Origin of the sequence: Pseudomonas sp. NFACC05-1, assembly GCF_900100135.1 — a bacterium.
Taxonomy (GTDB): Bacteria; Pseudomonadota; Gammaproteobacteria; order Pseudomonadales; family Pseudomonadaceae; genus Aquipseudomonas; species Aquipseudomonas fluorescens_Q.
Window position 1 is genome coordinate 180280 of record NZ_FMTR01000007.1, and the last position, 15787, is coordinate 196066.

Genomic DNA, 15787 nt, shown 5'->3' on the forward strand with positions numbered 1-15787 from the left:
GTTGTTTTCCAACAAGCCTGCTATCAACACGGCACAGGCTCGGCTCAGCCCCGTCAAGCTCGACGAGCACAGGTATTACACGTTCAGTTGAATGGATACCTCTTTAGCCACCTCGATGAAAACTCGCATCGCTGCGCTCTGAAAGGCATCCTTGCGCCGCATAAGGACGGCGGTGCGTTGCAAGCGCTCGGGCTCCAGTGCGATAGCCACCAGATCATCATGGGCCAACGCTATTTTGGCAGGCAACAAAGTCGATAGATTTGTCCTGCGAACAATTTCGATCACGGCGCCGAGGGCATTAGCCTCCATCTGCACCTGAGGATGAATCGCGTGTTTGCGGAAGTAGCGGTCGATTTGTTCGCGGGTTGCAAACTCTGGACTGAGCAGAATCAGGGATTCAGCATTCAGGTCCTGCAATCCAATGGACCGCTCCTCGGCCAAGCGGTGTTTGCGACTCACCACCAAAGCGAGGGTTTCGTTCAGCAAAGGGACGGCATCAATGTTCGGTGTATTTATTTCATCGAACGCGATCCCCGCGTCCAAATCTCCTGCCAAAAGCTGCTCCTCAATGCGCTCTTGGGAAATCTCCTTCAGGTTGAGAGTGATTTTAGGATGCCGGGAGTGAAATGCTTCGATCACCGGCCCCACCAGATAGGTCGTGAACGTCGGCGTCACGGCCAGGCGTAATGAGCCGCGGGTGAGGTCGCTCACATCATGGATGGCGCTTTTGGCTTCCCGCAATTGCTGATAAGCACGGCGCGCATACAGAAGATAGACGTCTCCCGCGTCAGTCAAACGGGTTGTGCGTCCTGAGCGGTCGAACAACTGGGCTCCAAGGCTTTCTTCCAACTGCCTCACCTGCTGCGAAAGGGCTGGCTGAGAGACGTGCAGCGCCGCTGCGGCCTTCGTAAAACTGAGATGTTCCGCAACCGCGAGGAAATATTGGACGTGCCGAGCAAGCATGGTTTTTGCCATAAGGTAATCTGATCCATCTCATAATAAATGAGACTTTTACCTTATGTAACGCGTTGCTTAGTCTTTGTTTCACACCCGCGACATTGAGACAGCAACCATGAAAGCGATCATCGACGGTTTTCTGAAATTCCAAAGAAACGCCTTCCCTAAGCGAGCCAAATTGTTCAAGGACCTGGCCAATCAGCAGAGCCCGAGAGCGCTGTTCATCTCCTGTTCTGATAGCCGCTTGGTGCCGGAACTAGTCACCCAGCGCGAGCCAGGCGATCTGTTTGTCATTCGAAATGCCGGCAACATCGTGCCGTCGTATGGGCCAGAGCCGGGTGGCGTTTCGGCCTCGGTTGAATACGCAGTCGCCGCACTTCAGGTCGCAGACATCGTGGTATGCGGCCACTCCGACTGCGGCGCGATGACCGCTGTGGCAACTTGCAAGTGTCTGGATCACATGCCTGCCGTCGCCGGATGGCTCCGTTACGCCGACTCGGCCAAGGTCGTTAACGAAGCCCGCAAACACCCGGATCTGCCGAGCAAAGTAGCGTCCATGGTGCGCGAAAACGTCATCGCGCAGTTGGCCAACATCCAGACACACCCATCCGTTCGCCTGGCTCTCGAAGAAGGCCGCCTGACCCTGCATGGTTGGGTCTATGACATCGAGAGCGGGCGTATCGACGCCTTCGATGGCAGTACCGGGATCTTCGTGTCCCTCGCGGAGAACTCCGAAGTTCACGCCGTTTCCCAACAAGCCAGGCACGTTGCCTGAAGCCTGTACCTGCACCCTTGCTAACCCAGGAGATACGCCATGATCCAGACTCAAGCCACACGCACCGCTCGCCAGGAGCTGACTGAAACCATCATTCTGGCTAAGGCTCGCAAAGACCTGTCCTTCGCCGAAATCGTTGACGGCACCGGCTTGTCCGAAGCCTTCGTCACTGCTGCCTTGCTCGGCCAGCATCCGCTGCCTGCCAGCGCCGCCAATGTCGTGGGCAGGAAACTCGACCTCGATGCTGATCAGATCGCCTTGCTGCAATCGATGCCAATTCGCGGCAGCTTTTTTGACGGCGTACCTTCCGATCCGACCATCTACCGTTTCTACGAGATGATCTCGGTATACGGCACCACCCTCAAAGCTCTGGTTCACGAAAAGTTCGGCGACGGCATCATCAGTGCCATCAACTTCAAGCTGGACATCAAGAAAGTCGAAGATCCGGAGGGCGGCCATCGTGCCGTGATCACCCTGGACGGCAAGTACCTGCCTACCAAGCCTTTCTGATGTAAGTCAGCCCGGCGTCTGGCGGCGACCGGGCTACACCCCAAACCTTTATTACGACTGAGCACAAATTGAGTGCTTTGGCCTTCTCACGCCCTCATTGCAGGTGATTGCTATGAGACTGTTACTCGTTTTATTCCTGGGCTGCCTTGGCTCTGTCGCCATGGCCGATGAACAGGATACTCAGGCAGCGCAAGTTAGGGTCGAGCCCTATCGTTACTCTCAGAACCTGGATATCGCGCACATTGTGGCGATGACTCCAATACCCAATATCTGCGACGTAGTGCCGGTGCGGATGACTTACGACGACTCCAAGGGCGATCGGCACATCATGGAGTGCCAGGTTATAGGTACGGGCTGTACCAATTGACTCCTCTGCCGTTGACTCACCTGGCGCTTGATCACTCGGCGCCGGGGGAGGGCGGCAAACATCCGCCGACCCCTGTGCTTTTTGAGGGCAATACCCTTCGCTACTTGCGCCTCGCGCCACGCTTGCTGCTTCTACTCGTACGGTATTCTGGAGAAAGGAACAGATTTGTTTTTCTGATAAAAAATCTGTTTCCTTTTTTGCAGGTGAATTCAAAATCGTGGCCTGTCCCCAGCCTCACCAGCTTCACGAGGGCGGCTGTCGCGAGCCGAGCCACCGGGGCGTCTCGGCCCTTCCGGCTTCATCCTTCATACCTACGGGCTTCGGCCTGCGCGCACCGCTTGCGAGGGAACGCACCACTCCTTGTTAATCTGTAACCTGCTGGCAAGGGTTAAAAACCTCGGTTACGTCGAGTGTTGTATGCCACGGAATGGCAGTGCCTGACACCATTCCGCCTACGGTTTGCTGTCGACCCGACTTGCGCACATATCCGCCATCCGCTCCAGTGAAGACTTGCTGCCCTGGCTTCGTCAGGTAATCAAAGAAACTGACTTTCACAGGCACATTCATTTGTCCACCAGGCGTAATGACGGCGAGCATGATCGCTCGGTCTTTGGTGAATACAACGAACGGTTCGACTCCAGTGCGACCACCAACTGTCTTCACGCACTGCACTTGTTCTGGGAGGATGCGTGCGGTTTCAGTGTAGGTGTGGTTGTTGTAGAGACTGAGGATCAGGCCTTTGCTGGTCAACACTCCCAGGCCTTGAGTGGCTTTGCAGCTGCCTTCGCTTCCATATGGGAACAAGCACCAGTTCGTTTCCGACACGGCTTGAATATCCGATGGTGCAATTTTCAGATCGCGCTGGATTTGGGCTTTTGATTCCGGCGTGTCATAAGGGATCATCACGCATCCCCCGACTGTCACTGCTGCGATGAGGCCTATGGCCGCAGCTACGTTTTGGATTGATGATCTGAAGGTGTTCATTGTTCGCTCTCTTTGCTGTATTGCCACCACTGGAAGGCTGTGGTGATTTTGGTAGCGAACCTTACGGCATGGGCGGCAAGCAGTCATCCTCATGCTGATAGCTGGATCGGTAGATGACTTAACTGGACGCTTACCCTACAGCCGCTTCTCCATAACGATGGTGCGCTCCGCCCCATGAAACTCCTCTCGGATTTTCTGATAACCCAACGCTGTATAAAACCTTTCAGCTGTAATCGACGAGGGCACACGTACAGCTCCAACTCCTGCGCTGGCAGCAGTTGTATGAATGACATCCATCAAATGCCGCCCGATACCGCCTTTCTGGTGAGCCGGGTCAACGAAAACACTTCTGACCACATCACCGTCGAGACCGGCAGTGCCAATAATGTTTTCGCCCAATAAGGCTACGAAGACCCTACGCTTCGTAAGCTGTGTGGTGATGGCTTCAGGAGAAAAGCTCTGCTCAACCTGAGCGATCACATCAGGCGGATAGTCCTGTGAATTTGACTCACGCAGGGCGGCAATAACTACGCGGCTTATCGCTGCTGCATCTCTGCTCGTGGCGGGACGAACGTGACATTCCATGCTGGGACCTCAATCCTAAAGGATTACAGCTTAGCGCATCGCAATGTGCCTTCCCCGGACGCTGACACTCATGTTTGCACTTCCACTGGTCAAGGGGGAAGTCAACATCGCAGATGTTCATGCTTATTGAAGGACTCAGGGTGCTATATCCGAAGCTTCATGCAGCGATTCGCGACAACGCAGATTTGTTCTTAAAAGGGGAGCCCCGTGAAGCTGTGCGAGGTTTCGCAGATGGATTCAAAATCGTGGTCTGTCCCCAGCTTCCCACCCAGCTTCCTCAGCTGATTTTCTCGCAGCAGGTTTCGCGTCTGTTTTAGCCGCCGGTACGGCTGGTTTTTTCGCAGCGGATTTTGCTGTAGGTTTTGATGCAGCGACCGGTGGTTTTCCAGCTTTTGGAGCCGCAGCTTTGGAAGCCACCGCTAATGTTTTAATCGGTTGTACCGTGAGTTCCACACCCATCGCGGTCATCAATTTCCTGATGGTTTCAAACCGCGTTTTTGCTCCAGATTTCAGCACCTTATAAAGGCTTTCACGATTAACTCCGGCATCTTTGGCGACTTTATTGACACCTTTAGCTTTTGCGACCTCGGCCAACGCATGAATAAGACTCTCTGTGTCATCGGCTTTCATACTTTCAGCCAGATAAGCCGCTATAGCTTCTGGGGTATCGAGAAAACGCGAAGCCTCGTAACGAGTCGTACCGGTAGTGCCGAGGCTAAGGACCGGCATATCCTCAGGATTGAATTTGTCGCTCATGTCATTGACCTCTCAGGGCATCAAGAATCACTTTGGCTCTCTTAATGCCTCGTTTTTGATCTGTTTTATCGCTTCCGCTGAGCATCAAGTACTCTGCGGTCCCCGAGCGTACAAAGTAGATTCTGTACCCCGGTCCGATAAAAACACGCATTTCGCTCACCCCATCGCCAACCGGTTCGCAATCACCAAAATTGCCATTTCGGGCGCGATCCAGGCGGGCCAAGATGGCCGCTTTTCCTTGAGCATCCTTCACACTGTCAAGCCAATCCTCAAAATCGGGCGTCTGGTGGATCTCGTACATTTTCTTATCGATCATAGTCTCATTTGTAGCCATATGGCTACTCCTGATAGATGGGAGGATTGACTGCAGATCATGGTTCTTTTCATCGAACATAGAGCCGATGGTGTCGCTCTGGCTGGCAGTAGGCGCTATTTGTATGCTGCAGTTGCGTGAAAACGGGCGCTCTCAGGCGCCCGTCGTTCCATTAGTTTTCGACCTGCGCCTGAAGTCGCCTACCAATCACCTCCAGCAAATCACACCCATCCCGCAGCGGAATCACCAAAAGCTGCGCGAAATCCGAAAGCACCACCGTATCGCTGGCAATCTCGGAGCGAAACGCGATGTTTTCCAATACCTGGGTCACGGTACGGATACGGTAATCGGCAGTTGCGTGCAGGACGTCAAGGGGGGCTTGGGTGTCGATAAGCAGGGCGGCTGGGGTGCAGTCGATGCCGGTGATGGGGATGTATCTCTGCATGGGATTGCTCCATTTGGTTAGAGGGCTTATCCGATACGCAGGTCGCCAAACCTGATCACCATGGTTGGCGACGGAAAGAACTATAGATTTGCGCCCCCAAGACGAACAAGGTGAGAGATTCCGACGCCTTCGTAGGAATCATGAGAATTCTCCAAGGAAACGAATCGACGTGATCCATTTCCGTAGGACCAATTGCTCACACCGCAGAAAACCCACCCGATTCCTGAGTCTCCCGGGCATCAGGTATTCTCCGCCCCCTGAAACCCCACCCTGGCCCGAGGCGTTCAATCGTCATCCCAACCCCTCGAACAGTCTGCAAAGCAACGCAACAGGAGTCATGCATGTTGATAGGACATCGGTTCGAGCGCACGGCGCAGGGTGACCTGCACATCCATTCGCGCAACGTGGTGCAGAGCTTGGTCGTGTTGGTGATAGGGGCGTTGGCCTTTATCTTGCCAATGGCGTTCGCCGTGTTCGTGATGGTTGACGGGGCCTCGTTGATGGCTGAGGTGGATCCACTGTCCGCTCTATTGATGGTGCTGCTGTGGCTGCTGATTCCTGCCCTTGGCCTGCTGCTGGTGGTGTACACCGGCGTCCACGAGACGTTGGTGTTGTCGCGGGTCGACGGCGAAGGCAAGCGCCTGACCCGCAACTTTTTCGGGCGCCGCGAGCGTGTGCAATCGGCCTTCCAGATCGAGGCTGCCAAATTCCTCGAACTGCGCCGCCTCCCGCAGGCTGGGCGAGCTCGCACCCAGCTGTGGCTGATACTGCGCGATGGCACCGCGCACCGCCTGACCACCGACAACGTTCCGGTGGTGCCGGGCAGTCAACGCACGGACTTGTGGCTGCGGGAGCTGGCCGACTACCTGGGCGTGGCGCTGCCCACCGAGGTGGTCGAAGGGGCGGCGCCGGTTGTGAAGGTGCCCTATAGGCCAACTCCGGCCCCTACCAGCGGCAAGGCGGTAAGGGCAGCCCGTCAGCGCCGGGAAAACGGCGACGCTCCTGCGCCTGAGCCGACCGAGAAACTGGGCATGCCCGCACGAGCCTTGCTCATGCTATTGGGCGCCTTCTTTGCGGTGTTGGAACTGACCAACATCATGACCTTGGTGCCGGCCATTTTTACCGGACGGCTGCGCGTCAGTGGCTTTCGAACGGGCTCGACGACCTTCTACTGGGCCGAGCAGCCATTCAGTTTTTCCTTGAACCTGCTGGAGGGTATCGTCGGAGGCGTGGTCGTTGGCTTCATTGCCTGGGGTTGCCTGTACATGGCGATCCGCGGCCGGATGCGTTCCAAGCCCTGAGGGTCGTCCACCCGGGGCTTGACCCTCACGCAACGTGAGGCTGCAGCATGGGCGTCGTCTAAGGAAACAGGAGTTGAAACGATGTTGCTTCGAGTGGGTGAACTGGCCAAGCGCACGGGATTGACCGTGCGGACCTGGAGAGCAGGGGCGGGCACTGGCCGGGCGCTGGCTCGCCCTGTTCCGGGGTTATGCCGGAGACGATCCGCGCACCCATCAGAAGATCCGCCAAGCCATGCAACAGGAGCCCAGTCTTGCCGAGGGCACCTGGCTGGATGAACGCTGCGTGGGCTTTCTGGAGAAAGCGGTGGCCGAGCTGATGAGGGAGGCGCATTGACCACAAGGGTCATTGCGCTGATGCTTGCGCAGGCTGCGCCAACGAATGGGCGCGGCCTGCCAGGCCCTTGATCGGGCCAGTCCATTCACAGAACCGAGGGAACCTATGCCTGTGACTGTTCGTGTCGCCGTTGCGGACGACGCACAAAAACTGTCCGCCATCGAGGCGTCCGCCGCCCTGGTGTTCGGAAGCATTGATGGGCTGAGCTGGGTGGCGCAGTCGCCGCCGATGTCTGTCGAGCGACATCGCCAGCTCATTGCGTTGTCGACGTGCTGGGTTGCCCTCGATGACGAAAGCGCACCGCAAGGGTTTCTCAGTGCCGAGCGCTACGGCGAGGCTCTTCATATCCATGAGATATCCGTCGCGCGGCCCTGGCAGGGCCGGGGCGTGGGGCGGCGTCTGATAGAGGTTGCCCAGGAGCATGCCCGCTCCAACGGGCTGCATCTGGTCACCCTCACAACATTCATTGACGTGCCCTGGAACGCTCCGTTTTATGCACGCATGGGTTTCCAGGCTCAAGCCACCCAAGACCTGGGGCCGCGACTGGCGGCCCTGTTGAGTGCCGAATACCAACGCGGATACGCACCGGGCAGCCGCTGTGCAATGGTCTGGTCAGTCACCTGAATACGATTTTTAAATACCTGCAACGGAGACAAGCATGGAACGCGACAACGACAGCAGCAGCGCCTACATCACCACGATGCAAGCGCTGGAAAGCCTCTATGGCCCCGTCGCGAAACCCTCAATCCTCAAGGAAGTCGACCATATCCATCCGGTTTACCAGCCCTTCATAGAGGCTGCATCCTTTGCGATCCTCGCTTCCTCAGGCCCCGGAGGGCTGGACGCGTCTCCGAGGGGCGACGCGCCGGGGTTCGTTCATGTCCATGACAGCAAGACGCTGTATTTGCCCGACCGCCGCGGCAACAACCGTATCGATTCGCTGCGAAACATCGTTGAGGATCCCCGGGTCGCGCTGCTTTTCCTGGTGCCGGGCGTGGGGGAAACCTTGCGCGTGAATGGCACGGCCAGGATATCCATCGAGCCAGCCCTGTTGTCCCGCTTCGCAGTAAAAGGGCAGCTCCCTCGAACCGTTCTGGAAGTCACCGTAACCAGTGTTTATTTCCAGTGCAGCAGGGCGGTGATCAGGGCGGGGCTGTGGGACGTGAAGCGGCAGATCGAGCGCAGCGCACTGCCCACGGCAGGTGAGGTGTTCAAGCGCATCTGCCCATCGCAGGTCGATGGCGACGCTTATGACAAGGCACTGCCGGAGCGTGTGGCCAATACGCTTTACTGACGGTGTTTTTTGAAACACTTCAATGCCCAGGTCCGAGAAATCTGGGCATTGCCTGTTGTTATCGATAAGCCGAGGGGGCAGTTTCCCGTAAGATCATTTATTTGAAATGACCTCACTCATGTATTGATGCAGATCGCGCAGGTCCTTGACGCTCCAAGGGTGCGGCGGGATCTTCACGCCATTCTCTTTCAAGGTCCTTGGAATCAGGTTTCCATTTGGGCGAAGTATGATCGACGAGACTATCACTCCCGGGTAATCGGTCAGTCGTTTTTTGAAGGCGGGGTGTCGTAAGGTCGGGGATGGGGGGGCTTTTCTTGGCCAAGGCGCCTGTTCCTTTAATATCTGAGCCATGGCACACGGAACCGCGATAGTTTTTTGCCAGAGATGACCTGGCAGGCGAGGGCAGCCGAATCTGTATCGACACGGACAGCTGCGCCATGGAAATTTACTGTCGCGAGCGGCCTAGTGCCGTCGAGCCAGTACTTGAAAGGAGAGGGTCATGGAGAAATGGACGCTGCACTGGCTGGAAGCCTCGGGGAGCCTGGCCGAGCTTCGCAGCAAGCTGGCTGATGAATTCGCCGCCGCTTATGAGGCCATAGCGCGCCTGATGCCTCCGCCGCGACTCGATATTCTGATTCAGAGGCTTCCGGGCGAAACCATTACGGAAATGGGTTTGGTAGGGCGGGCGTATCGCAGTTCGATGTTCACCATGACCCTTGATCCCGACAATCCAAATTTCTTTTCCAGCCTGAGCGCCGGTGCATTACGCCGACATGTTATCCATGAGGTTCATCATTGCCTGCGCATGGACGGTCCTGGCTACGGCTGGACTCTAGGCGAAGCTTTGGTCAGCGAAGGACTGGCCGGCCAGTTTGTTCGGCATTTGCTCGGTAGCGATCCAGAGCCTTGGGAGTATGCCATTGCATCTGCGGATCTTTTGCGCTCACCGGCTAGACTACAAGCGCTTGAATCGAGGCATTACGATCACAACGAGTGGTTCTTCGGTGTCGGCGACAAACCCAAATGGCTCGGTTATTCATTGGGTTATCAAATGGTTGGACGCTGGCTTGCATTGAGGGGGGAAACCGACAGTTTAACCTGGGTCAACGTACCCGCAGCAGACATCATGGCCATTGCGCTGGAGGAAGGTCTGGTGTTGGCCGAGCCTTGAACGACTCGCGCAAACATTCAATCACTTGCTCAATCGACGGCCCCTGAATGGCTGGCGGCGTCGTGCTCTCCCCAAACTCCCGCCAAATGAACAACGTCAGCTCCGCACCGTCGGTCATTGTCTGGGCATTCCCTGGGCTCCCAAAAGTCTCCAGCAGCCTGTACCGCGTATCTTTCCAAAACAACGTCTCGACCCAGTCGTACACCGGAATGAAATGGAAGTGGATGGGGTAGCGGGGATCGTGGCCGAATCGGCTGATGTAAAGCCATTTGGGGTGGAGCTGTGTTTCAAGAACGCTCTGGACATGCGCCATCAGGCCACCCAGCTCTGCTAATGCCGGCGCAGGTAATTGAGCCAATGAGTTCACGTGAGCCTTGGAGCCGAGCATGAGGTAGCCGGGCAGGGCGGACGCCAAGTGATGGTTGACTGTCCAATGGCTCGTTTCATGGAGGATAAACGGTGGTGCTAGTTCCAAAGCTGACTCCCTGTCGTAGTGCGGTTAGGACCGTTCCTTCAACTATGTAACATTTTTCAGCCGTGCGCTGACAGGCGAGGCGGGTGAGGACCCGTGGCGAGGGAGCTTGCTCCCGCTGGGCTGCGCAGCAGCCCTGTAATCTACCCCGCGGTGCATCAGGCAGAACGCGTTCAATTTGGTTGGGGTCGCTGCGCAACCCAGCGGGAGCAAGCTCCCTCGCCACAGGGTTTTGTTTGGTCGGTGGACCGAGTTGTCAGCTTTGGGGTCGCTTCGCGCCCCAACGGGGATAAATCCCCTCGCCATAAGAATGGTCGGCGGGATGCCGCTCAGCGCAGTCCAATGGCTTTTGTGGGGAGGGGCACGGACCGTTCCTTCAACTATGTACATTTTTCTCAGCCGTGCGCTGACAGGTGCGGTTGATGAGGACCCGTGGCGAGGGAGCTTGCTCCCGCTGGGCTGCGCAGCAGCCCTAAAACCTACCCCGCGGTGCATCAGGCAGAACGCGTTCAGCTTGGTTGGGGTCGCTGCGCAACCCAGCGGGAGCAAGCTCCCTCGCCACGGGTCTTGTGTTGTCCGGGCACCGAGGTGAACGCTTTAGGGCCGCTTCGCGGCCCAACGGGGATGAATCCCCTCGCCACAGGGATGCATCAGAGTGCACAAGGATGGTCAGCGGGATGTCGCTCAGCGCAGTCCAATGGCTTTTTCGGCGAGGTTGCAACTACCCTTCGAACTCCGTCTTCAACATCGTCAAAAACGCTTCCCTGGCAGGATGCCGGCCAGCGTTTTCATGCCAGTAGAACAGGTTGTCGATGCCCGTCAATCCAGGGAATTCATACCCTGTCCAGCCAGCCCCCTGACGGTATTGCTCATAGATCCCACGCGGCACCAGCGAGACGCCGGCACCGGCACTGACGCAGCCGACGATGGCGCCATAGCTGGCGATGCTGATGATCGGTTGTACTTGGTCATGGCGTAGCAACCACTGCTCCAGGGCAAAGCGGTACGGGCAGCCTGGGGGCCACATGAAGATCGCCTTGCCTTGCAGGTCTGCGGCATTGCGCAAGGGGCCGTGGGATTGGGAGGCGATGAGCATCAGGTCTTCGCGGTACATTACGGCGCGCTTGAGCCCCGGCCGTTCCACGTCGACCGCCACGATCACACCGTCGAGCCGGTGGTGCTGGGTATCGTCCAGTAACTGCGCCCAAGTCCCCGTGCTCAGTTCCAGCGACACCTGAGGATACTGCGCGTGATATTTGGCCAATAACTGCGGTAGGCGCCCCGTGGCGCTGGATTCGATGGCGCCAATGCGCAACGGTCCGCTTGGCGTGTGGCTGGGGTTTACCGCGCGGCGGGCTTCTTCCGTCAGGCCGAGGATTTTTGTCGCATAACCCAGGAGCACCTCGCCCGCCGGGCTGACCCGCAAGCCGCGACCTTCACGAAAAAACAACGGTGTACCCAACTCCCGCTCCAGGGATTTGAGCCGTGCCGTGATGTTGGACGGTACGCAGTGCAGCACTTCGGCGGCGCGGGCGATGCTGCCGGTGTCGCAGACGGTCTTGAGCATGCGCAGTTGGGACAGTTCCATAGCTCACCCAAAGTGAATGGTTGGCTGAGTTTAAGTCACTTGTATTGAGAGTGGGTGGTTTTGATACTTCAGGGTAAATCGACCAGACGCCCAGTGCGCAGGAACTCTGAATGGAAACCCGTTGTGTGCCGTTTGAGGGCTTGAAGAACCCCAGCAGACCCCGCGTAAAAGTGATCCTGGCGACCACGTTCGTGATTCTTTGCTGGGCCTATTCGCCCATTGGTATTCGCATCGGCTTGCAGGCCTACGAACCGGGTCAACTGGCGTTGATGCGGTTTCTCATCGCTTCGGTGTTCATGGCCGTCGTCGCGATGGCGAAGGGTATTTCCTGGCCGCGTCTCGGGGATTTACCGTTGCTGGCGGTATTGGGTTTCTTTGCCGTGAGCCTGCACCACATCGCCCTCAATTACGGTCAACGGGGCGTCAGTGCCGGGGCGGCGAGTGTGTTGGCCCAGTCCACGCCGTTATTCAGCACGTTGTTGGCGCATTTTGTCTTCAAGGAAAGAGTCGGCGCTTGGCAATGGGGCTGTGTCCTGTGCGGCTTGCTTGGCGCTGCCGTGGTCGTTACGGGGGATCGAGGCTGGGGTGACATGGACGCCCGTGGGCTATTGATCCTGCTGGCGGCGCTGTCCTGGAGTGTGTATTTCGCTTTGCAGAAGCACCATACCCATCGTTACGAAGGCTTGACCCTGGTTTGCTACACCGTCTGGTCGGGCACACTCCTGTTGTTCATTTTCGCGCCGGGCATGTTGAGCGCGGCACGACAGGCTCCGGCTTCGGTGAACCTGGCGGTGTTGGTTCTCGGTATTTTCCCCAGCGCGCTGGCGTACCTCGCCTGGGCTTACGTGCTGGCTCACAGCGACGTGAGCCGCGCTTCCATGGCGCTTTACCTGATACCGCCCACGGCGATGTTGATGGCTTGTCTAGTCCTGGCCGAACGTCCAGCGGCGATGGTAAGTGTTGGGGCGGTTATCGTGTTGGCGAGTGTGCTTGCGTTGAATTTCGGGCCGGTGAGTGTGGCGAAAGCCAGCTGATTCTGTAGTAGATGTAGGCAATGATGTTGGATGTTGTAGCCACACAGACTGTTTTTGAACACTGTCCGACGGGCAAGTGATCACTTTGGGAGAAATCGAGGAAGTCTCTGACAACTTTTTAAGGTTGGCCTTCGGAAGTACTGCACTTACGATCTGGCGTTGTCTCAGTGCTGCGCGTTGCATCCGGTACACCCAGCTTCGTTTTAGATCGTGAGGACAAATCAATGCCTGGAAGCCGCTACGCCAAGACTTTGGAGCACGCCACCGGTGTTTTCGGCAGTCGGCATTTGGCTGAGGATTGGCTGCAGAAGCCCTGCAAGTACCTGGACAATCATGTACCGCTGGAGCTGATCGACAGTTCGCAAGGCTTTCAAGTGGTTGAGGATTATCTGACTCGGATTGAACACGGGGTATATCAATGAGTCCTTTGTCGGGGCGTGAAGCTCGCTGTTTTGGGGCTGCTGCGCAGCCCAGCGGGAGCAAGCTCCCTCGCCACGGTTGTGTTTCGAGCTAACAACTTTCGATCGCTCCCGTGCGTGGGATGCCACTTGGGACAATCAACGTACCGCCACCTTATTTTTTAACCTGATAATCCTGGCCCCACACGCGCACGGTGTTGATTTTCTCGTTCAACCCTTCAAACACAAACTTCTGGCGCACGGCCGTCTTCGGCGGAATGGTGACTTCATCCGGGTTTTCAAACCCTGCCAGCCTGTTGGCGTAACCGGCCTGGTCGATGGCGAGCAAGGCGCCCGTTTGGCCGAGGTTGATCAGGCGCAGTTGCGTGTCGGTGCTGTTCTTGAAGCCGAGGGTGACGCTGAAGGTGTCGTCGACGGGCTCCAGCTTCAGGACTTCGATGGAGACACGGTCTTTCAGTTGCTCGTTGGAGGAAATGATCGCCGCGCCGTCGGCGCCCTGGGCCGATTCGCGGCCATCGAGCACGCCTTCGCTGACGCCACCCAACAGGTTCTTGCCAGCGGTAATGAAGCTTGAGACGGCTGCCTTGGTCGAGTCCTTGATGAGGCTGCCGTCGGTTGGCTCGCCTTCGGCGAAGCACAGCGAGCTGAGCAAAAGGCTGGAGACGAAGAGGGTGGAGCGTGACGGCAGAAGGTTCATACCTGAGTCCTTGAGGGGGGCAGCGACATCGCCCGGCAACAGGGCGAACGGCAATGATAGCCGTGATCATGGGCCGCTAGCGATCGGCTTCCTTGAGTTTTTCCGACATCTTCACCAGCGTTGCCAACGAGTCCGCATTCATCTTGCGCATCAACGACCCGTGCCGCACTTTCACGGTCACCTCGCTCAAGCCCAATCGGGCGGCCACTTGCTTGTTCAACAGCCCTGACACGACCAGCTCCATCACCTCGCGCTCGCCGTCAGTCGGAGAGAGAACTTCGCGGTATGGCTTTAACTTTTTTCGCCTATTGAAAGTTGTGCGACGAGGGAAGGCGTTCGTCTGATCCGTATTTTTCTGCGCCAGGTGCCTCTGTAATGACCCCGGGCCCAGCCCCAGAATAATCACGCGGCTGGCCTATCGGGCTACCCGTGTACTGCAATTTTTTGGTCCAGGAGTGTTCATGGCGAGGATGGCGATTTTTCTAGGTGGGTTTTTGGCACTGACTCTTTTGATCGGCGTGCTGGCGACGATTTCGCCCGTGTAGGCACAGGCTGCTGGAGCGCCTGTGGCGACAAGCCCACTGCGGTCGATCATTCCCACGCTCTGCGTGGGCAATGCATCCCGTGACGCTCTGCGTCACTTTCCAGAAAGCGGAGCGTGGGGAGCGATCATTCACCTGATCAAGCTCCACTGTAGGGACGGTCGTTGTTACCGATGCAAGATCACCTGCGCAATCTCCTGCAACCCCATCACCCGTTGCGCCGCATTGAGTTTGATCGCTTCCTTGGGCATGCCGAAGACCACGCAACTGGCTTCGTCCTGGGCCACGGTGGTGCTGCCGGCGTCGAGCATTTCCTTCAGGCCGCGGGCGCCGTCGTCGCCCATGCCGGTCATGATGATGCCGGTGGCGTTGCGGCCGGCGAATTTGGCCACGGAGCGGAACAGCACATCCACCGAAGGGCGGTGGCGGTTGACCAGTGGGCCATCCACCACCTGCACGTGATAGAACGCGCCGCTGCGGGTCACCATCATGTGCTTGCCGCCTGGTGCGATGAGTGCCAGGCCCGGGTGGATGCGGTCGTTGTTGCGGGCCTCGCGCACTTCGATCTGGCACAGGCTGTTCAGCCGGGCGGCGAACGAGGCGGTGAATTTTTCCGGCATGTGCTGGACGATGACGATGCCCGGGCACACTCGTGGCAGGGCGGTGAGCACCGCTTCCAGGGCCTGGGTACCACCGGTGGAGGTGCCCAGGGCGACGATGCGTTCGGTGGTCTGTGCCATGGCGTGGCCGTTGGCGGCGGGCAGCATGGCGTCGGCGGTGAGTTTGGTCGCGGGCGTCAGCGCGATCGGGGCGGGACGCTTGCCCAGGTTGCGCACGTTGACCTGGGCGGCGGCACGGATCGCCGACACCAGTTCCGGCGCCGACTCCAACAGAAAGTTCTTCAGGCCGGTGGTGGGCTTGGTGATGATTTCCACCGCGCCAGCGGCCATCGCCTGCAAGGTGGTTTCCGCGCCCCGGGGCGTCAGGGACGAGCAGATCACCACCGGAGTGGGGCGCTCGCTCATGATTTTTTTCAGGAACGTGATGCCGTCCATGCGCGGCATTTCCACGTCCAGCACGATCACGTCGGGCCATTCCTTGGCCAGTTTGTCCATGGCGAAAATCGGGTCGGACGCCGCGCCCATGACGTGGATGTCCGGTGTGTCGCTGAGGATCGCCAGCAACACCTGGCGAACCACCGCAGAGTCATCCACCAGCAGTACATTGATCTTTTTTGACATAG

Annotated in this window: 19 protein-coding genes and 2 pseudogenes; 9 read left to right on the top strand and 12 right to left on the bottom strand. The window is 57.8% G+C overall.

Going from position 1 to position 15787, the window contains the following annotated elements; translation table 11 throughout:
* Window positions 1-75 precede the first annotated feature (75 nt).
* On the bottom strand, window positions 76-963 hold the full coding sequence (gene cynR / locus BLO97_RS13710) for a transcriptional regulator CynR (protein ID WP_092144730.1): 888 nt from the start codon (window positions 961-963) through the stop codon (window positions 76-78).
* Between the two features lie 109 nt (window positions 964-1072).
* Between cynR and BLO97_RS13715 the strand changes: the two genes are divergently transcribed.
* The 3 genes from BLO97_RS13715 (at window position 1073) to BLO97_RS13725 (ending at window position 2609) form a co-directional block, all read left to right on the top strand.
* Window positions 1073-1732: a carbonic anhydrase gene (locus BLO97_RS13715; RefSeq protein ID WP_092346246.1), complete on the top strand. Its 660-nt coding sequence runs from the start codon at window positions 1073-1075 to the stop codon at window positions 1730-1732.
* A 39-nt stretch (window positions 1733-1771) separates the two neighbouring features.
* The gene (cynS, locus tag BLO97_RS13720) at window positions 1772-2242 is read left to right on the top strand and encodes a cyanase (protein ID WP_063320589.1); all 471 of its coding nucleotides are present in this window, start codon (window positions 1772-1774) and stop codon (window positions 2240-2242) included.
* 112 nt (window positions 2243-2354) lie between these two features.
* Window positions 2355-2609, top strand: a complete 255-nt coding sequence (locus BLO97_RS13725; protein ID WP_092346248.1) for a DUF2790 domain-containing protein — start codon at window positions 2355-2357, stop codon at window positions 2607-2609.
* A gap of 363 nt (window positions 2610-2972) precedes the next feature.
* On the opposite strand, the gene BLO97_RS13730 is transcribed toward BLO97_RS13725, so the two are convergent.
* The 5 genes from BLO97_RS13730 to BLO97_RS13750 form a co-directional block, all read right to left on the bottom strand.
* Window positions 2973-3593, bottom strand: a complete 621-nt coding sequence (locus BLO97_RS13730) for a hypothetical protein (RefSeq protein WP_092144643.1) — start codon at window positions 3591-3593, stop codon at window positions 2973-2975.
* 135 nt (window positions 3594-3728) lie between these two features.
* The gene (locus BLO97_RS13735) at window positions 3729-4178 is read right to left on the bottom strand and encodes a GNAT family N-acetyltransferase (RefSeq protein WP_092144645.1); all 450 of its coding nucleotides are present in this window, start codon (window positions 4176-4178) and stop codon (window positions 3729-3731) included.
* A gap of 237 nt (window positions 4179-4415) precedes the next feature.
* Window positions 4416-4934: an addiction module antidote protein gene (locus BLO97_RS32095; protein ID WP_092144647.1), complete on the bottom strand. Its 519-nt coding sequence runs from the start codon at window positions 4932-4934 to the stop codon at window positions 4416-4418.
* Between the two features lies 1 nt (window position 4935).
* Entirely contained in the window at window positions 4936-5250 is a 315-nt protein-coding gene (locus tag BLO97_RS13745; protein WP_092144732.1) for a type II toxin-antitoxin system RelE/ParE family toxin, read from the bottom strand.
* A 169-nt stretch (window positions 5251-5419) separates the two neighbouring features.
* The gene (locus BLO97_RS13750) at window positions 5420-5692 is read right to left on the bottom strand and encodes a hypothetical protein (RefSeq protein WP_063320592.1); all 273 of its coding nucleotides are present in this window, start codon (window positions 5690-5692) and stop codon (window positions 5420-5422) included.
* A 341-nt stretch (window positions 5693-6033) separates the two neighbouring features.
* Between BLO97_RS13750 and BLO97_RS13755 the strand changes: the two genes are divergently transcribed.
* The 3 genes from BLO97_RS13755 (at window position 6034) to BLO97_RS13765 (ending at window position 8621) form a co-directional block, all read left to right on the top strand.
* Window positions 6034-6993, top strand: coding sequence for a hypothetical protein (locus BLO97_RS13755; RefSeq protein WP_092346250.1), 960 nt, complete (start codon window positions 6034-6036; stop codon window positions 6991-6993).
* Between the two features lie 439 nt (window positions 6994-7432).
* Window positions 7433-7951 carry a GNAT family N-acetyltransferase gene (locus BLO97_RS13760; protein WP_092346252.1) on the top strand — a complete coding sequence of 173 codons (519 nt, stop codon included), beginning with the start codon at window positions 7433-7435 and terminating at the stop codon, window positions 7949-7951.
* A gap of 34 nt (window positions 7952-7985) precedes the next feature.
* Window positions 7986-8621 carry a pyridoxamine 5'-phosphate oxidase family protein gene (locus tag BLO97_RS13765; RefSeq protein ID WP_092346254.1) on the top strand — a complete coding sequence of 212 codons (636 nt, stop codon included), beginning with the start codon at window positions 7986-7988 and terminating at the stop codon, window positions 8619-8621.
* 93 nt (window positions 8622-8714) lie between these two features.
* Here the strand turns inward: BLO97_RS13765 and BLO97_RS31935 are convergent.
* Window positions 8715-9060 (bottom strand): annotated as a pseudogene (locus tag BLO97_RS31935) (cytochrome c).
* 60 nt (window positions 9061-9120) lie between these two features.
* Between BLO97_RS31935 and BLO97_RS13775 the strand changes: the two are divergent.
* Window positions 9121-9792, top strand: a complete 672-nt coding sequence (locus BLO97_RS13775) for a DUF2268 domain-containing putative Zn-dependent protease (RefSeq protein WP_092346256.1) — start codon at window positions 9121-9123, stop codon at window positions 9790-9792.
* Here the strand turns inward: BLO97_RS13775 and BLO97_RS13780 are convergent.
* Together BLO97_RS13780 and BLO97_RS13785 are read right to left on the bottom strand one after the other, a co-directional pair.
* The gene (locus tag BLO97_RS13780) at window positions 9746-10267 is read right to left on the bottom strand and encodes an HIT family protein (protein WP_092346258.1); all 522 of its coding nucleotides are present in this window, start codon (window positions 10265-10267) and stop codon (window positions 9746-9748) included. The two genes, BLO97_RS13775 and BLO97_RS13780, sit on opposite strands and share 47 nt — an antisense overlap.
* A 718-nt stretch (window positions 10268-10985) precedes the next feature.
* The gene (locus BLO97_RS13785) at window positions 10986-11852 is read right to left on the bottom strand and encodes a LysR family transcriptional regulator (protein WP_092346260.1); all 867 of its coding nucleotides are present in this window, start codon (window positions 11850-11852) and stop codon (window positions 10986-10988) included.
* 110 nt (window positions 11853-11962) lie between these two features.
* Here BLO97_RS13785 and BLO97_RS13790 point away from each other — a divergent pair, with 110 nt between their 5' ends.
* Both BLO97_RS13790 and BLO97_RS13795 read left to right on the top strand, forming a co-directional pair.
* Window positions 11963-12886: a DMT family transporter gene (locus BLO97_RS13790; RefSeq protein WP_092346262.1), complete on the top strand. Its 924-nt coding sequence runs from the start codon at window positions 11963-11965 to the stop codon at window positions 12884-12886.
* A 224-nt stretch (window positions 12887-13110) separates the two neighbouring features.
* A complete protein-coding gene (locus BLO97_RS13795; protein ID WP_092346264.1) occupies window positions 13111-13308 on the top strand; it encodes an MbcA/ParS/Xre antitoxin family protein in 198 nt (65 codons plus the stop codon).
* 151 nt (window positions 13309-13459) lie between these two features.
* Here BLO97_RS13795 and BLO97_RS13800 read toward each other — a convergent pair whose 3' ends face one another.
* From BLO97_RS13800 to BLO97_RS13810, 3 genes and pseudogenes are all read right to left on the bottom strand, one after another.
* Window positions 13460-14002 carry a hypothetical protein gene (locus tag BLO97_RS13800; protein ID WP_072406658.1) on the bottom strand — a complete coding sequence of 181 codons (543 nt, stop codon included), beginning with the start codon at window positions 14000-14002 and terminating at the stop codon, window positions 13460-13462.
* A gap of 76 nt (window positions 14003-14078) precedes the next feature.
* Window positions 14079-14261 (bottom strand): annotated as a pseudogene (locus BLO97_RS13805) (LuxR C-terminal-related transcriptional regulator); the annotation flags it as partial.
* A gap of 450 nt (window positions 14262-14711) precedes the next feature.
* Complete coding sequence (locus tag BLO97_RS13810; protein WP_003203057.1) at window positions 14712-15785, bottom strand: protein-glutamate methylesterase/protein-glutamine glutaminase; 1074 nt, start codon at window positions 15783-15785, stop codon at window positions 14712-14714.
* Window positions 15786-15787: the final 2 nt, after the last annotated feature.

Bases quoted from the DNA above. Each gene is read 5' to 3' on its own strand.
- cynR (WP_092144730.1), bottom strand. From the start codon at position 963: ATGCTTGCTCGGCACGTCCAATATTTCCTCGCGGTTGCGGAACATCTC.
- BLO97_RS13715 (WP_092346246.1), top strand. From the start codon at position 1,073: ATGAAAGCGATCATCGACGGTTTTCTGAAATTCCAAAGAAACGCCTTC.
- cynS (WP_063320589.1), top strand. From the start codon at position 1,772: ATGATCCAGACTCAAGCCACACGCACCGCTCGCCAGGAGCTGACTGAA.
- BLO97_RS13725 (WP_092346248.1), top strand. From the start codon at position 2,355: ATGAGACTGTTACTCGTTTTATTCCTGGGCTGCCTTGGCTCTGTCGCC.
- BLO97_RS13730 (WP_092144643.1), bottom strand. From the start codon at position 3,593: ATGAACACCTTCAGATCATCAATCCAAAACGTAGCTGCGGCCATAGGC.
- BLO97_RS13735 (WP_092144645.1), bottom strand. From the start codon at position 4,178: ATGGAATGTCACGTTCGTCCCGCCACGAGCAGAGATGCAGCAGCGATA.
- BLO97_RS32095 (WP_092144647.1), bottom strand. From the start codon at position 4,934: ATGAGCGACAAATTCAATCCTGAGGATATGCCGGTCCTTAGCCTCGGC.
- BLO97_RS13745 (WP_092144732.1), bottom strand. From the start codon at position 5,250: ATGATCGATAAGAAAATGTACGAGATCCACCAGACGCCCGATTTTGAG.
- BLO97_RS13750 (WP_063320592.1), bottom strand. From the start codon at position 5,692: ATGCAGAGATACATCCCCATCACCGGCATCGACTGCACCCCAGCCGCC.
- BLO97_RS13755 (WP_092346250.1), top strand. From the start codon at position 6,034: ATGTTGATAGGACATCGGTTCGAGCGCACGGCGCAGGGTGACCTGCAC.
- BLO97_RS13760 (WP_092346252.1), top strand. From the start codon at position 7,433: ATGCCTGTGACTGTTCGTGTCGCCGTTGCGGACGACGCACAAAAACTG.
- BLO97_RS13765 (WP_092346254.1), top strand. From the start codon at position 7,986: ATGGAACGCGACAACGACAGCAGCAGCGCCTACATCACCACGATGCAA.
- BLO97_RS13775 (WP_092346256.1), top strand. From the start codon at position 9,121: ATGGAGAAATGGACGCTGCACTGGCTGGAAGCCTCGGGGAGCCTGGCC.
- BLO97_RS13785 (WP_092346260.1), bottom strand. From the start codon at position 11,852: ATGGAACTGTCCCAACTGCGCATGCTCAAGACCGTCTGCGACACCGGC.
- BLO97_RS13790 (WP_092346262.1), top strand. From the start codon at position 11,963: ATGGAAACCCGTTGTGTGCCGTTTGAGGGCTTGAAGAACCCCAGCAGA.
- BLO97_RS13795 (WP_092346264.1), top strand. From the start codon at position 13,111: ATGCCTGGAAGCCGCTACGCCAAGACTTTGGAGCACGCCACCGGTGTT.
- BLO97_RS13800 (WP_072406658.1), bottom strand. From the start codon at position 14,002: ATGAACCTTCTGCCGTCACGCTCCACCCTCTTCGTCTCCAGCCTTTTG.
- BLO97_RS13810 (WP_003203057.1), bottom strand. From the start codon at position 15,785: ATGTCAAAAAAGATCAATGTACTGCTGGTGGATGACTCTGCGGTGGTT.